Annotated in this window: 17 protein-coding genes; 7 read left to right on the plus strand and 10 right to left on the minus strand. The window is 71.2% G+C overall.

What is annotated here, in order from left to right; all coding sequences use genetic code 11:
- Positions 1-96 precede the first annotated feature (96 nt).
- A complete protein-coding gene (locus tag ABZ911_RS07470; RefSeq protein WP_358052939.1) occupies positions 97-657 on the plus strand; it encodes a TetR family transcriptional regulator in 561 nt (186 codons plus the stop codon).
- A gap of 8 nt (positions 658-665) precedes the next feature.
- Here the strand turns inward: ABZ911_RS07470 and ABZ911_RS07475 are convergent, their stop codons facing one another.
- Both ABZ911_RS07475 and ABZ911_RS07480 read right to left on the minus strand, forming a co-directional pair.
- Positions 666-1772, minus strand: coding sequence for a HAMP domain-containing sensor histidine kinase (locus tag ABZ911_RS07475; RefSeq protein WP_358052941.1), 1107 nt, complete (start codon positions 1770-1772; stop codon positions 666-668).
- Positions 1772-2458, minus strand: coding sequence for a response regulator transcription factor (locus ABZ911_RS07480; protein ID WP_358052943.1), 687 nt, complete (start codon positions 2456-2458; stop codon positions 1772-1774). Before ABZ911_RS07480 ends, ABZ911_RS07475 begins: the two co-directional genes overlap by 1 nt.
- Positions 2459-2569: 111 nt before the next feature.
- Between ABZ911_RS07480 and ABZ911_RS07485 the strand changes: the two genes are divergently transcribed.
- Positions 2570-4726 carry an MMPL family transporter gene (locus ABZ911_RS07485; protein WP_358052945.1) on the plus strand — a complete coding sequence of 719 codons (2157 nt, stop codon included), beginning with the start codon at positions 2570-2572 and terminating at the stop codon, positions 4724-4726.
- On the opposite strand, the gene ABZ911_RS07490 is transcribed toward ABZ911_RS07485, so the two are convergent.
- Positions 4671-5450, minus strand: coding sequence for a (2Fe-2S)-binding protein (locus ABZ911_RS07490; RefSeq protein ID WP_358052947.1), 780 nt, complete (start codon positions 5448-5450; stop codon positions 4671-4673). The two genes, ABZ911_RS07485 and ABZ911_RS07490, sit on opposite strands and share 56 nt — an antisense overlap.
- 883 nt (positions 5451-6333) lie before the next feature.
- Between ABZ911_RS07490 and ABZ911_RS07495 the strand changes: the two genes are divergently transcribed.
- Together ABZ911_RS07495 and ABZ911_RS07500 are read left to right on the plus strand one after the other, a co-directional pair.
- Positions 6334-6876, plus strand: coding sequence for an RNA 2'-phosphotransferase (locus tag ABZ911_RS07495; RefSeq protein ID WP_358052949.1), 543 nt, complete (start codon positions 6334-6336; stop codon positions 6874-6876).
- Between the two features lie 307 nt (positions 6877-7183).
- Positions 7184-7795 carry a restriction endonuclease gene (locus ABZ911_RS07500; protein ID WP_358052951.1) on the plus strand — a complete coding sequence of 204 codons (612 nt, stop codon included), beginning with the start codon at positions 7184-7186 and terminating at the stop codon, positions 7793-7795.
- Between the two features lie 148 nt (positions 7796-7943).
- Here the strand turns inward: ABZ911_RS07500 and ABZ911_RS07505 are convergent, their stop codons facing one another.
- Positions 7944-8150, minus strand: coding sequence for a hypothetical protein (locus ABZ911_RS07505; RefSeq protein WP_358052953.1), 207 nt, complete (start codon positions 8148-8150; stop codon positions 7944-7946).
- A gap of 326 nt (positions 8151-8476) precedes the next feature.
- Here ABZ911_RS07505 and ABZ911_RS07510 point away from each other — a divergent pair, with 326 nt between their 5' ends.
- Positions 8477-8815: a metalloregulator ArsR/SmtB family transcription factor gene (locus ABZ911_RS07510; protein WP_358052955.1), complete on the plus strand. Its 339-nt coding sequence runs from the start codon at positions 8477-8479 to the stop codon at positions 8813-8815.
- A 155-nt stretch (positions 8816-8970) separates the two neighbouring features.
- On the opposite strand, the gene ABZ911_RS07515 is transcribed toward ABZ911_RS07510, so the two are convergent.
- Positions 8971-9390 (minus strand): CBS domain-containing protein, encoded by a 420-nt coding sequence (locus tag ABZ911_RS07515; RefSeq protein ID WP_358052957.1) that lies wholly within the window; start codon positions 9388-9390, stop codon positions 8971-8973.
- Positions 9391-9427: 37 nt separating this feature from the next.
- The gene (locus tag ABZ911_RS07520) at positions 9428-9862 is read right to left on the minus strand and encodes a CBS domain-containing protein (protein WP_358052959.1); all 435 of its coding nucleotides are present in this window, start codon (positions 9860-9862) and stop codon (positions 9428-9430) included.
- A 357-nt stretch (positions 9863-10219) separates the two neighbouring features.
- On the opposite strand from ABZ911_RS07520, the gene ABZ911_RS07525 reads away from it, so the two are divergent.
- Positions 10220-10450, plus strand: a complete 231-nt coding sequence (locus ABZ911_RS07525) for a hypothetical protein (protein ID WP_358052961.1) — start codon at positions 10220-10222, stop codon at positions 10448-10450.
- 20 nt (positions 10451-10470) lie between these two features.
- On the opposite strand, the gene ABZ911_RS07530 is transcribed toward ABZ911_RS07525, so the two are convergent.
- Complete coding sequence (locus tag ABZ911_RS07530; RefSeq protein ID WP_358052963.1) at positions 10471-11127, minus strand: CBS domain-containing protein; 657 nt, start codon at positions 11125-11127, stop codon at positions 10471-10473.
- A gap of 15 nt (positions 11128-11142) precedes the next feature.
- Entirely contained in the window at positions 11143-11973 is an 831-nt protein-coding gene (locus tag ABZ911_RS07535; RefSeq protein WP_358052965.1) for a universal stress protein, read from the minus strand.
- Positions 11974-12122: 149 nt separating this feature from the next.
- Here ABZ911_RS07535 and ABZ911_RS07540 point away from each other — a divergent pair, with 149 nt between their 5' ends.
- A complete protein-coding gene (locus ABZ911_RS07540) occupies positions 12123-12536 on the plus strand; it encodes a pyridoxamine 5'-phosphate oxidase family protein (protein WP_358052967.1) in 414 nt (137 codons plus the stop codon).
- A gap of 6 nt (positions 12537-12542) precedes the next feature.
- Here ABZ911_RS07540 and ABZ911_RS07545 read toward each other — a convergent pair whose 3' ends face one another.
- Both ABZ911_RS07545 and ABZ911_RS07550 read right to left on the minus strand, forming a co-directional pair.
- Positions 12543-13196 (minus strand): response regulator transcription factor, encoded by a 654-nt coding sequence (locus ABZ911_RS07545; protein WP_358052969.1) that lies wholly within the window; start codon positions 13194-13196, stop codon positions 12543-12545.
- Positions 13193-14314, minus strand: coding sequence for a histidine kinase (locus ABZ911_RS07550; RefSeq protein WP_358052971.1), 1122 nt, complete (start codon positions 14312-14314; stop codon positions 13193-13195). Before ABZ911_RS07550 ends, ABZ911_RS07545 begins: the two co-directional genes overlap by 4 nt.
- Positions 14315-14436: the final 122 nt, after the last annotated feature.

Raw genomic sequence — 14436 nt, forward strand, 5'->3', positions numbered from 1 at the left:
CCAAGCGACCGACCAGGCCGGTGACGTACCCGCGCTTGCTATCCTGTTGAACCGGCGTCCTGGGCGATCACCCAAGGCGAGCGACCAGGAGGTCCGATGGCATCACCTTCCGCGGCTGAGCGAGGGCGTCAGGTGCGGCGGCGACTGCTGAGCACGGCCGCCGACCTCATCCCCGAGCTCGGCTGGATGGCGGTCAGCACCCGCGTGCTGGCCGACCGGGCGGGCGTCGCCCCCGGGCTGGTGCACTACCACTTCGCCTCGCTGCAGGCGCTGCTGGCCGAGGCCGCGCTCGGCAGGATCCGCGAGCTGCTCGACGGCCTCGGCCCGCTCCTGGAGGGCGCCGCGAGCCCCGAGGAGCTCCTGGAGACGATGACCGCCTCCCTGGACGGCTTCAGCGGACGCGATCCCATGTCGCTGCTGTTCGTGGAGACGTACCTGGCCGCGGCCCGTGACGAGGAGCTGCGGGCGGCGGCGGGCACAATCGTCGACGACTTCCGCCGCCTGCTCACCCGTCTGCTCGCCGAGCACGGGGTGGCCGCGCCGGGCGAGACCGCCTCGGTGTTCATGGCCACGGTCGACGGCCTCATGCTGCACCGTGCCCTGACCCCCGACCTGACCGCGGCGTCCCTCGCGCCCGTTCTCCGGAGAATGTTCTGATCCGGAGCTCACCCGAGCGGTAGCCGTACCCGGAAGGTGGTGCCTGTTCCCGGGGCGGAGGTGACGGAGACGTCGCCGCCGTGGGCGGTGACGACGGCCGAGACGATGGACAGGCCGAGACCGGCGCCGCCGTGGCGGGCGCCGTCCCCGTGGCGGCGCTCGCCCCGGTAGAAGCGCTCGAAGACGAGCGCGGCCCGCTCGTCCGTCATCCCGGGCCCCTCGTCTGCGACCTCGATCACCGCCAGCCCGCCCGCCACCCCGACCCTGACCGTCGCCGCCGTGCCGGAGGGGGTGTGGTCGAGCACGTTGGCCAGCAGGTTGCCGAGTACCTGGCGGAGCCTGGCCGCGTCGCCCGGCACCTCGGCGGGGCCGTCGTGCTCCAGGGAGAGCGGCCGGTCGGGCTCGATCGCGAGGGTGTCGGCCACGGCGTCGGCGGCGAGTTCGGTCAGCTCGACGGGGGCGCGGTCCAGCGGGCGGCCCTGGTCGAGGCGGGCGAGCAGGAGCAGCTCGTCCACCAGCGAGCCCATCCGGGTCGCCTCGGCCTCGATCCGGCGCATGGCCTTGTCCAGGTCGGCCTGCCGGGTGGCGGCGCCGTACCTGAAGAGCTCGGCGTAGCCGCGGATGGTGGCGATCGGGGTGCGCAGTTCGTGGGAGGCGTCGGCGACGAACCTGCGCAGCCGCTCCTCGGAGGCTCCGCGCTCGGTGAAGGCGTGTTCGAGCTGGCCGAGCATCGCGTTGAGGGCGTCGCCGAGCCGGCCCACCTCGGTGCCGGGCGGGGCCGTCCCGACGCGGCGGGAGAGGTCGCCGCCGCCGATCGCGGCCGCGGTCTCGACGATCCGGTCGAGCGGTCGCAGCCCCCGCCGGATCAGATGGGCGGCGAGGAGGGTCAGGCAGGCGAGGCCGAACGCCGAGGAGCCGATCAGGACGTAGGTGACGCGTTCGGTCAGTTCGTCGGAGGCGGCGAGCAACTGTTCGGGCGTGGTGAGGGCGAGCAGGCGGGAGTCGCCGGGGCCGCGCCAGTCCTGCAGGGCGCCGAACGTGGCGCCGGTCGCGAGGGCCAGTGCGAGGGCCAGCAGGCCGACGACGGTCAGGACGAGGCGGACGCGCAGCGACATCACGGCTTCCTGGGCAGGCGCAGCACGTACCCGACGCGGGGCACGGTGTGGATGAGCGGCGGGTCGAAGGCGTCCACCTTGCGGCGCAGGTAGCAGATGTAGGTGAGCACGACACTGTCGTTACCGCCGAAGTCGTACTCCCACACATGGTCCAGGATTTGGCGCTTTGTCATGACTTTTCCGGCGTTGATCAGCAGGAAGCGGAGCAGTTTGTGCTCCGTCGGGGTCAGATCGAGCAGGGTGCCCGCCCGCCGTACCTCGTAGGAGTCCTCGTCCATGACCAGGTCGGTGAACGTGAGCAGGCCGGTCTCCGGCTCGGCCCGCAGGGTACGGCGCAGCACGGCCTTGACCCGCGCGGTCAGCTCGCCCAGGCTGAACGGCTTGGTCACATAGTCGTCGCCGCCGACCGTCAACCCGCCGATCTTGTCCTCGGTCGAGTCCTTCGCGGTCAGGAACACCACGGGCACCTGTGACCCGGCCGCGCGGATCCGCCGGCACACCTCGGTGCCCGCCACGTCCGGCAGCATCACGTCCAGCACGATCAGGTCGGGCTCGAAGGAGCCGCTCATCGCGATCGCCTCGGCTCCGCAGGCGGCGGTGGCCGTCTCGAATCCTTCGTATCGCAGGACCGTGGCGACCAGGTCGGCGAGGTAGGGCTCATCGTCCACGACAAGAATGCGGCTCACGCGCTCCAGTCTCGCGGGTCCGGCCCGGGACGTGGCTTGGAGATCCATGTGAACATGCCCGTCCAACGCCGCTCACATGGCGGTCACATTCCGCTCTGTTGCGCTGATCCCATGAAGAAACTGTCGGTATTCGTCCTCGGCCGCAAGGGTCTGGTCGCGTTACTGGCCTCGCTGGCGTTCCTCGCCGGGGTGGGTGCCACGCCGATCGCGATCCAGCGCCTGTCCGAGGAGTACGCCCATCCGGGGATGCCCGCGTTCGACGCCAACCAGGAGATCGTCCGGATCTACGGCAACGGTGGCTACCAGCGGCCGTTCGTGCCGGTCGTCGTGCTGCCGGAGGGCACGGACGTGGAGGCGGGCAAGGAGGCGGTCGGCAGGGCGTTCGCCGCCGTGTCCGCGAGGCTGCCGCGGGCCCGCGTCGTGTCCTACGCCGACACGGGCGATCCGCGGCTGGTGGGCGGCGATCGCCGTACCACGTTCGGGCTGGTGTTCCCCGGGACCTACTCCGACGGGAGCCCGCCGGGCGGCGGGCTGGGTGAGACGCCCGACGAGAGCCCTGTCATCGTCGCGGCCATGACCCCGCACCTGCCGCCTGGCACGGCCGTGCACGTCACCGGGCTGGACACGCTGGCGCCGAGCGTGGACGCGGGCGGCGTGGACGTGCCCGCGAAGATCGGCATCGGGGTGCTCGCGGCCGTCGTGGTGCTGTTCCTGGTGTTCCGGTCGGCGCTGGCGCTGGCGCCGATCCTCATCTCGGTGCTGGCCGTCTTCGGGTCGTTCGTCGTGATCCTGCTGCTGACCTTCGTGATGACCGTGCACGATGTGGCGCTGACCACGATGCCGCTGCTCGGGCTGGGCATCGCGGTCGACTACTCGTTGCTGCTGGTGGCCCGCTGGCGGGAGGAGCAGGCGAACGGCCACCGCGGCGACGAGGCGGTGCACCGGGCGATGGCGGGCGCCGGGCGGGCGATCGTGTTCAGCGGCGCGGCGGTGGCCGTCGGGCTGGTGACGATGGTCGTGCTGCCGGTGCCGTTCCTGCGCAGTCTCGGCCTGGCCGGGATGGTCATCGCGGCGGTGAGCGTGACCGCGACGCTGACCGTGCTGCCCGTCCTCCTCGCCCTCGCGGGCCGCCGCCTGGACCGTAGCGGCTCCCCCGCCGCGCGCTTCCGGCGGGAGGCCCGCGCGGGCCGGGCGTGGTCGGCGTGGGCCCGCGGCGTGGTACGGCTGCGCGTGCCGGCCGCGCTGGTCTCCGGCGGCCTGCTGCTGGCGCTGGCCGTGACCGGGCTCGGCGTCAACCTCGGCCTGCCCGAGAGCCGCAACCTACTGACCGCGGGCCCCGGGCACACGGGCCTGGCCGCGCTCACCGGTGCGGGCGTCCCCACCGGGTCGATCACGCCGATCGACGTGCTGGTGACCGGCGACCCCGCCCCGACCGCCGACCTGCTCAGGCGAGTCGACGGGGTGTCGGCCGTGCTCGCCCCGGCCACCTCCGCGTGGCGGCGGGAGGGCACGGCGGTCGTCTCCGTGCTGCCGGTCGCCGAGAACGGCACCGAGGCGGGCGCGGCGACGATCACCAGGATTCGCGAGGCGGCCCCCGGCAGCGTGCGGGTCGGCGGGAACATGGCGCAGAGCATGGACTTCCAGGCGCACGCCTACGGCGCGTTCCCATGGATGCTGGGCCTGATCGCGCTGGTCACATACGTGATGCTGGCGCGGGCGTTCCGTTCGCTGCTGCTGCCGCTGAAGGCGATCGCGCTGAACCTGCTGTCGCTGGGCGCGGTGATCGGCGCGATGGTGCTGCTGTGGCAGTACGGCTGGGGCACGCGGGAACTCCTGGACATCCAGCCCACCGGTTCGATCGGCGAGTTCGTCCCGCTCACGATCTTCGCGTTCCTGTACGGCCTCAGCATGGACTACGAGGTGTTCATCCTGGCCCGCATGCGGGAGGAGTACGACCGGACCGGCGACACCCACCAGGCGGTCGTCGAGGGCGTCGGCCGTACCGGACGGCTGGTCACCTCGGCGGCGCTGATCCTGTTCGCCTCCTTCGCCGCCCTCGCCATGACCCCCGAACTGGACGTGAAGGTCTTCGCCAGCGGCCTGGCGCTGGGCATCCTGCTGGACGCCACCCTCATCCGGGGCGTCCTGGTCCCGGCGGTCGTGGCGATGATGGGCCGCTGGAACTGGTGGCTTCCCGCCTGGGCGGCCCGGCTCAGGACTTCTCCCGCACCGCTCGCGCCCACTGCTCGCGGCGGGCGGCGGGGGTGATCAAGGAGCAGTCCCCGCAGGTGCCGCCGCCGGGCACGCGGTAGTAGAGGCAGCAGCTACGCCGGACGAAGAAGTGACGCCCGGGGGCGGGCTCGGCGAACTCGCCGGCGCCGCGCAGGTGTCCCAGCTCCAGCAGGTCGCGGGCGAGGTCCACCGCCCGCGCGGACAGGCCGGGCCGTTGCCGGGCGAGGGCGGTAGCGGTTCCGGCCAGGGCGGAGGCGGCGTTGCCCCACAGCAGGCCGGGCGCGATCTTCGCGATGCTCTGGACGGTGGCGGCCAGCGGCTCCAGCAGGCCGGTCACCACAGTGCGGTACAGCGGCTCGGCGATCCACGAGGGCTCGGCGGCTTCCCAGCCTTTCGGTCGGGCAGCGCGCAGCGGCAGCGGACCACTGGGGGTGGGCAGCCAGTGCACGTCGCCGGGCGCGAGGCGGACGAGCAGGTCGTGGGCCACGGCCGCGCCGAAGGGCGGCGACCACAGGCGGGCGGCCAGGCCCTGGAACAGGATGGAGGCGGCCACCCTGGTCTCGCCGGTGCCGAGCCTGGCGGCCACATCGGCGATCCTGGCCTCCAGGATGTCCCGGTCGCCGACCAGATCGGTGAGCGGGCGCCATCCAGGGGCGATCGGGCCGACGCCGAACTCGAAATAGCCGCCGAGCTCGGAGACGTCGGCGAGCGCACCGCAGACCGCGGCCGTGGTGGCGGGCGGCAGCCCCCGTCGCTCCATCACTCATACCACCGGTCCGGCCTCAGCGCGGGCAGCAGGCACGGCCCCAACGACAGTCCCACCAGCGGCTCACACCACAACCCCACCTTCTCCGGCAACCGATGCTACTCCTGCACGGCCCGTTCCCTCCCGGGGGCATGGCGCGATCACGGTGGCCAACAGGGTGCCGTCCCACCCTCCACGACGGCTCTCCCAGCATGGGTTTCAGGTCGGAGATCGCCGACAGTCCCATGCCAGGGGCTTGAAGATCTGGTACGTCGACGTGGCGTAGAAGTTGTCGACATCGTGGCCCCATTCGAGCACGTCTGCCCGGTATGAAGATTCTCACAGAAGGTCCCGAGGGTTCGGCAGTCGAGTCCGGTGCAATTCTTTGTGAACCGGGTCGAGGTCCACGTCCTACAACGGACCATGAAAGGAGAACAGCGCGTCCCGCAGTGATTCTTCACGAACTGCATAGCGGTCGGACTCCATGGTCAGCGGTGCGGCGCCCTCCACAGGAAGCTACAACGCTCCTCCGGGCGCACTGGTATTCCTGACCGTGGCGAGGAGAAAGCGAGCTGGGGTTATCTCACCCTCGTCGAACTTCCATCAATCACGGGTGAGACCACACCCGACCGTAGTTCAGCCGATAGATCGCCCCAGTCCGGTTGCGCGGTCCGCAGCTAGGTAGCGGATTTCCCGCACGCGACCGCCTACTCGGAATGAGGTCTGTCATGAAACGCACCAAGCTCCCATTGCCATTTAGCCGTGTCGCAGGAGATCCAGTGATGGAAGATCTTGTGTTGAGATTAACGGGAAGGCTCCAACACGAAGCGATACGCTTGAGCGAGATGATTATGGCGGTTCTTATGGGTGAGCCGCCCACATTGGCGGGGAAGTCGTGATGGACGAACGACGTACGGTGCGGGTTTCGAAGTATCTGGCCAAGCATCTGCGGCATCAGCCTGAGCGGATTGGGGTGACGCTCGACGCGCAGGGCTGGGTGGAAGTGGAGGTGCTGCTGGCCGCTGCCGCCGCGCATGGGTTCGTGGTTTCGCGGGAGGAGTTGGAGCAGGTTGTCGAGGGTAATGACAAGCGGCGGTATGTGATTGAGGACGGCAGGATCCGGGCCAGCCAGGGGCACTCGGTGCGCGTGGATCTGGATCTGCCGGTCGCCGAGCCGCCGGCGGTGCTCTTTCACGGCACCGTCTCCCGCAGCGTGGGGGTCATCAAGGCGGAAGGGCTGCGGCCGATGAGCCGTCACCATGTACACCTGTCGCCGGACCGTGACACCGCGACTCGGGTTGGGGCCCGCCGGGGCGTGCCGGTGGTGCTGGTCGTGGACGCGGCGGGGATGTATGCGGCCGGGCACGGGTTCCGGTGCAGCGCCAACGGTGTCTGGCTCGTCGACCACGTTCCGCCCGGCTATCTACGCTTCCCTCGATAGCGACGCGCCGGTTCGCCTGAGCCGTCCCCTGGTAGCCGACGCTCCAGTTCGGGCGGGCCGCACTCTCGGCACTGAAGCTCCAGTTCGGGGCGTGCCGCTCCGTCAGTAGCCGGGGTGAGCCGCTCCCCCAGTGCTCCAGTTCGGATGAGCCCCGGATTTTGTCAGTGGCGCCGTGCACACTCTCAGTCATCACCCCTTCCCCCTGGAGGTCTCGATGGCGAGGCGTAGATCACCAGCACGGAAACGCACCACCCGTCGGCGGCGCGGAAGAAAGATCAACCCGCTGTGGCCGGCCGCCCTGCTAGCGGTGATCTTCGTGGTTCCGCTGGCGCTCGACTTCCTGCGGTCCGCCTGGATGCCGCTGGCCGGCGGGGTCGTGGCGCTCGGTATCGTGCTGGGTGTCGGCGTGCTGGTGGTTCGCCGGCTCGGGGCGGCGTACCGGAAGGACGCGTTGGTGCGGGCGGGGCTGGATCGGCTCGATCCGCGCCGGTTCGAGGAACTGGCCGCCGAGTTGCTGCGCCGTGACGGTTTCCGCAAGGTCCGTGTCATCGGGGGCGCCGGTGACGGAGGCGTCGACGTGCTCGGGATCTCACCGGACGGGCAGGCGTACGCGCTGCAGTGCAAGTACTACAGCCGTCATGTGGGTCCGGGCGACGTACGCGACTTCGTCGGGGCGCTGCAGGCCCGGGCGTACCAGGCCCACCAAGGAGTTCTGGTGACGTCGCACTACCTGAGCGCGCAGGCGACTCGGACGGCCCAGGAGCACGACATGGTCGTCGTGGATCGTGACCGGCTGGCCGACTGGCTGCTGGAGGCGTTCCGGCTCGGACCTGGCAGGCGACCTCCGTCCTGGCTGGGCCGTCTGCGTCGCGGCAACAATCTCAGCCTCGGCGGCATGACCGGCCCCGGCATTCCTTGACATTTGCCGCCCCGACACCGCATTACTTCAACTGACTTCAAATCAGAGAGGCCCGGAAGGAACAGCGATCACCGCGGCGGCGATCCACACCCTCTATGCCGCGGCGGTGCGCTCCTGCCCCTGGTTGGCGCGAGCGTGCTGGGCTCGATCAGCTGTGTGCCGCTGTTCGGGCTTGGGCTCGGCTCGGGCTCTGGCCCGGGGTCGGGTCGGGGTCGGGGTCGGGGTCGGGCCTGGGGTCGGACTTGGGCTCGGGGTCGGGCTTGAGTTCAGGGTCGGGCTTGAGTTCAGGGTCGGGCTTGGGCTTGAGTTCGGGGTCGGGCTTGGGCTCTGCGTCGATGCCACCACCCAGCCGCACCTCGTAGCCCCCTGTTACGGCACGACCGCCTACGCAGGCGCTGGTCGCATCGTCTTCGCCACCACCGCCAGGGCGGGGCGCCGCCGAGTGGAGGTGGCGGTGGGGTGAAGTGGCGGTGGGGTGAGGTGGCGTTGATCATGTCGTGCAGCGCGTCGTACAGCGGGCGCAGGGTGAGGTGGCGGTGGGGTGAGGTGGTGGTGGCGCAGGTCGCCGGGGTACGTCGTTGGCGATGGGGGCGGTGGCCGTTGTGTGCGTGGGGCCGTGTTCGACCTGCTCGCCTGCCATCGCCTATCTTTTAGACAGTTGTCGAAGTAGGAGGTAGTGCTATGACCGTCCAGTGCTGCGCGCCGATCGTGCGCGAGCCGCTCGCGGAGTCCGACGCGGCCGAGCTGGCGGTGCTGCTGAAGGCGGTCGCGGATCCGGTGCGGCTGCGCCTGCTGTCGATGATCGGCTCGCACGCGGGCGGCGAGGCGTGCGTGTGCGACCTGACCGACGCCTTTGACCTGACTGCGCCGACCATCTCCCATCACCTCAAGGTGCTGCGCACCGCCGGGCTGATCGACAGCGAACGCCGCGGCACCTGGGTCTACTACTGGATCATCCCGTCGGCCGTGAACCGGCTCGGCGCCCTCTTCACCCCACTGGCCGAGCCCGCCACCACATGACGCGCACCGGCTCGGCCACGAGCCGCCGACAGGGTAGCGGCGGGTATCCGCGCGTAAACGGGCGCCCGTAGAGCGACAGCGTCACCAGAGGGACGGACGTCCACGCGTCAGAGCGCGCCACCAGAGGGACGGATGCCCCATGCGTTAGCGCGTCGCTAGAGCGATGACGGGGCCGCCGAGCGTGTGAGGGCGCGTAGCACGTCGGGCTGGTGGAGGGTGCCGAGGACGCGGGCGGTGAGGGGGTCGATCACGGGGAGTTGCTTGACGTTCTTCTCGCGCATCAGCTGGGCCGCCTCCTCGAGTGGCGTCTCCGGGGTGACGGTGACGGCCGGTGAGGTCATGAGCTCGGCCGCGGTGCAGCCGGTCGCCGCCCTGCCCTCGAAGCACACCGCGTCCGTGTCCTTGAGCAGCAGATCCTCCCCGGAGACCATGCCCACCGGCCGCCGGTCGGCGTCGATGACGGTGACGGCGCCCACGGCGTACCGCTTCATGGTCGCCACGATGTCGGCGAATGAGGCTCCCATGTTCACCGCGATGGCGACCCGCCCCATCACGTCCCTGACTTCGATTGGCATCTCTACCTCCATGATCACGATGGTGTCCGAAGCGGGTTCACGGCAGTACCGGCTCCAGGCGGAACATGCCGGTGACGATCTCCTCCGTCCCGTCGCCGTTCTTCTCGCGCCCGGCGACGGCTTCGAGGACGTCCCTGGCGGTGATCAGTCCCAGGAGCGCGCCGCGGTCCTCGGCGATCACGGGTACGGCGTCGCATCCGGCGTCCAGCATGGCGGCGGCGACGCTGGGCAGCGGATCGCCGGGGCCCACGAGCGGCGTCACCCGGCCTCCGAGCAGCGTGTGCACGTGCAGCCGTGACTGCGCCTCGGGGCCACCGGACCAGGCGGAGGTGAGGTCCTCCCTGGTGAGTACGCCCACCAGGTGGGCCTCGCGGTCGACGACCGGCAGGTGGTGCACGCCGGCGCGGCGCATCAGTTCCCACGCCATGAGCGGGGACTCCTCAGGCCTGACGACCACGAGCACCCGGGTCATCACCTGCTGGCGGTCAGTTCTTCGACGCTCATCGGTACTCCTCGCGAGGCCGTGTGACGGCTGCCGGACTGTCTCCATGCCATCGCGCGGCGGGCGGTCACGGCAGTGGCCGAAGGTCACCCACAGGGAGGACCTCGGTCCCCGGGTCTGACCGTTGAGGCCACTCTGGCGATCCTCTCGACGACGGGGTGCACGGTCACGGTCGGCACCTCCTGCTGGAGCACCCGGCGGCGGGAGCTGGTCGCCGACCGCTGTCAGGCATCGAGTGCTGCGCAACCCGATCGGCAACGGGTACGACAGGCAGATCTACCTGGTCAACCCGAGGACGCGGCAGGTCACCGGGCTGGGGTGCCTTCCGTGCAGGAGCTGCTCGACACGGCGAAACTGCCGGTGCCCCAGCCGCTGCCCATCGGAGGGCAGATCGCGATCATCAGCAACTCGGGCGAACCAGGTCATCGGCGGCAACTGGACCTCAACCCGGTGATCGGGCAGCGCGGCCCGTATCGACGTCCGGGTCCAGCCGGCCCCCGCCGGGCCACAGCCGCCCCCACCGCGCCGCAGCCCCCGCCGCGCCGCCGCCTGCGCTGAGCCGTCGCCTGCAGTAACCCTCACAGCAGCACGTCGTCCCTGGTGAAGGTCAGCTCGCAGGTGACGTCGATGACGCCTTCCAGTCGACGGACCGACTCGGCGAGCTGGAGGGCTTGCGAGCGGCTGCCGACCTGTCCGGCGATCGTGACGATCCCGCCGTCGACGCCGATCGACAGCGTGCGGGGGTCCACCCGGACGACGTCGCGGATGGTCTCCTCGACCTCGGCCCACAGCTCGTTCACGGGGCGCTCGAAGACGCGGAGCAGGTCCGCCTGGTGCACGGTCCCGGTGATGCGGCCGGTCGCCGGGTCGATCACGGGGAGCTGCCTGATCTTCTTCTCGTGCATGGTGCGGGCCGCGTCCCGTACCGGGGTGCCGGGGGTGACGGTGATGGCGGGGGAGGTCATCAGCTCCCCCGCGATGGTCGCGGCCGCCTTTCTGTGCTCCTGCCGGATTCCGGCGCCCTCGAAGATCGTGGTGCGGTGCCGTACCGGGTCGGTCTCCTTGAGGAGGAGGTCGTCCTGGGTCACCACGCCGATGGGCCGGTGGTCGGCGTCGACGACCGTCACGGCCCCGACGGCGTACCGTTTCATCGCGGCGACGATGTCGCCGAAACGCGCGTCCTGGCGTACGGCGATCGCCACCCGCCCCATCACGTCGCTCACCTTGATCGGCATTGTGCCGCCCCCTTCCTACGGCCGGACCACGGCGACGGCGCAGCGCGCGTGGTGGAGTACGCCCCTGCTCACCGACCCGAGGAGCAGCGAGCCGATGGCGCCGCGCCCGTGGGAGCCGACGACGATCAGGTCGCACGCGACGCCGGTGAGCGCGTCCACGGGGTGTGCGCGCCGCACGTCCTCGATGAGCGGCACCTCGGGGTATTTCGCCCGCCATCCGGCGAGCCTCTGGGTGGCGACCTCCTGCTGGGCGGCGCGGATCTGGTCCAGGTCGTAGGAGATCTCCGGGGCGAAGGCGTGCACGGGAAGCTGCCAGGCGTGGATCGCGCGCAGCGTGGCACCGCGCAGTCCGGCCTGTTCGAAGGCGTATCCGAGCGCGGCCTCGCAGGCGTCGGAGTCGTCGACGCCGACCACGATCTCGCCGTGCCGCTCCTGCTGGCCGGGACGGACGACCACGACGGGGCAGTGCGCGTGCCCGGCCAGGTGCATGCTCACCGATCCGAGGACGGCCCCGGCGAACCCGCCGAGTCCTCGGCTGCCGACGACCAGCTCGGTGGCCTCCTGTTCCTGCTCGCGCAGCACCGCCGAGGGGACGCCCTCGATGAGCCGGGTGCTCACCTCGACGTCCGGCTGCCGGGTACGCGCGGTCACCTCGGCCGCCGCCAGCACCTTCCCTGCCGCCTCGGCCAGGTAGTCGTCCCCGTCCGTGATGTCGTACGGCCAGCGATTCAGGACGTGCACGAGCCGCAGGCGTGCGCCCATCCGGATCGCGTCGTCGGCGGCCCATTCGACGGCCGCCGTGCTGGGAGCCGAGCCGTCGACTCCCACGATGATCAGACCAGTCATGATTGTCCTCCTTTGCCCCCATCTGACTCCAGAGGAAAGGGGGCTTCCCAGTGCCTTTCGTCACCCGATCGGGGCCAGACGGCCCTGACCGGTCGTTGCCGCGCGGCCTAGCGTCGAGGCGTACGGACCCGCGAGTGGAGGAGAAGCCGATGACCAGCCCCCTACCCGGCCCGGTGCTCGAGAAGCTGGACGAGCGGGAGTGCCTGCGCCTGATCGCGCCCGGCGGCATCGGCCGGGTCGCCTTCAGCGGGTTGGGCGGTCCCACCGTGCTGCCCGTCAACTACGTCTTCCGCGACGGCGCCGTCGTCTTCCGTACCCAGGAGGGCGGGCCGATGGACCAGGATCTGCGGACCGGGCTCGAAGGGGTCGACATCAAGATCGGTTTCGAGGTCGATCGGATCGACGAGGCCCGGCACGAGGGCTGGAGCGTCCTCATCCAGGGGCCCGCCCATCACGTCCCGGCGGGCGAAGTGGAGGTGGAGACCTGGGCCGGCGGAGATCGCCGCGTCTACATCCGCGTCGTCCCCCATCAGATCACCGGCCGCCGCATCCACGGCCTGTGAAAGCCGCTAGGTCCTGGTGACCAGGTCGGCGTCGTAGGCCAGGAGTGCGGCCTGGGTGCGGTTGGCGCAGCCGAGCTTGCCCAGCAGCCTGGACACGTATCCCTTGACCGTCGTCTCGCTGAGGAACAGCCGGGCCCCGGTCTGCGAGTTGGACAGCCCCTGCGCCAGGCAGGTCAGCACCTCGGTCTCGCGCTCGGTCAGCTCGGCCACCAGCGCCCTGGCGGCGCGCCTGGCGGGCTCGCCGGGCGCGAAGGCCGAGATCAGCCGCCGGGTCAGGGCCGGGGAGATGACGGCGTGGCCCTCGGCGGCGACCCGGACGACGTCGGCCAGGTCCTCGGGGTCGGTGTCCTTCAGCAGGAAGCCGACCGCACCCGCGCGCAGCGCCCGGACCGCGTACTCGTCCAGGTCGAAGGTGGTCAGCATGATGATCTTGGGTGGGTCGGGCAGCTCGCAGGCGCGTTCGGTCGCGGTCAGGCCGTCGACGCCGGGCATCCGGATGTCCATCAGCACGACGTCCGGCGCCAGCCGTACCACCGCCTCGACGGCCTCGGCGCCGTCGTGGGCCTCGCCCACCACCTCCAGGTCGTCGGCGCGCGACAGGATCGCCCGCAGGTGGGCGCAGACCATGCGCTCGTCGTCCACGAGCAGGATCCTGATCAACGGGTGGTCCCCTTGCCGGGCAGGGTGGCGAGCAGGTGGAAGCCGCCGCCGTCGGTCGGGCCCGCGGTGAACGCGCCGCCGACCAGTTCCACCCGCTGCCGCAGGCCGAGCAGGCCGGTGCCGGACGGCGGCAGGTCCGTGGGCGCCGGGTGGGCCGTCGGCTGGTTGCTGACCGCGACGCGGACGCCGCCGTCGTGGCGGCTCAGCCGTACCAGGACCGGAGCGCCGGGCGCGTGCTTGCGGACGTTGGTCAGTGCCTCCTGGACCACCCGGTAGGCGGTACGGCCGAGCGGCGCCGACACCTCGATCCCCTCGTCCTGGCGGAGCGACACCAGCAGCCCGGACTCGGCGACGAGGCGGGAGACGTCGAGCAGGGTCGGCGCCGGGGCGAGGTCGGCGGGCTGGCGGTCGTGCAGCACGCCGACGACCTCGCGCAGCTCGTCGAGGGCCCGCCGTCCGGTCGCCCGCAGCTCCTCGGCCGCCTGCCGCACCTCGGGCGTGGGCGCGGCCATCCGCAGTGATCCGGCCTGCAGCACCATCAGGCTGACGTGGTGGGTGACCACGTCGTGCATCTCGCGGGCGAGCCGGGTGCGCTCCTCGGCCCTGGCCTGCTCGGCCAGTAGTCGCTGCTCGCGTTCGGCCCGGTCGGCCCGTTCGGCGAGTGCGGTGTTGAGCCGTCGCAGGCTGTCGGCGTAGAGGCCGAGCAGCGTCGCGGGCACCACGACGAGGCCGCAGATGGAGATGAGGTGCAGCGCCGTGGCCGGGTCGCGCGCCTCCCACAGGTGCGACAGGGTGAGCAGCGCCAGCCCGGCCACCGCCAGCAGCAGCCGCCGGTCGCCGCGGTGGGCGCCGAGCGAGTACAGCGCGAACGGCATGGCCAGCGGCACCTCGACGTAGCCGAGCGGGATCATCGCCAGCGCCACGGCGAGCGGGAAGCGCCGCCGCCCGAGCAGCAGCGCCGCGCCCGCGACCTGCACCCACAGCCCCTGCCAGGGCACGTCGGGCACCAGGACCATCGGCACCGCGCCGCTGATCGCCAGGTCGCTGCCGACGCCCACCATGCCCACGGCCGCGGCGAGCGCGACGTCTCCGGTCAGCCTCCTGGCCCGCGCGTTCATACCCGCCACGCTACCGGCGCAGGTCAGCGGGCTGGATACGACGAAAGTAGGTTCCCGCCGCCTACCTTCCCCATCGACCGGCACCCCATCGGGGCTCGTGCGGGCCCGCCGCGCCGCGTGAT

The sequence above is a fragment of the Nonomuraea sp. NPDC046570 genome (assembly GCF_040645915.1).
Taxonomy (GTDB): Bacteria; Actinomycetota; Actinomycetes; order Streptosporangiales; family Streptosporangiaceae; genus Nonomuraea.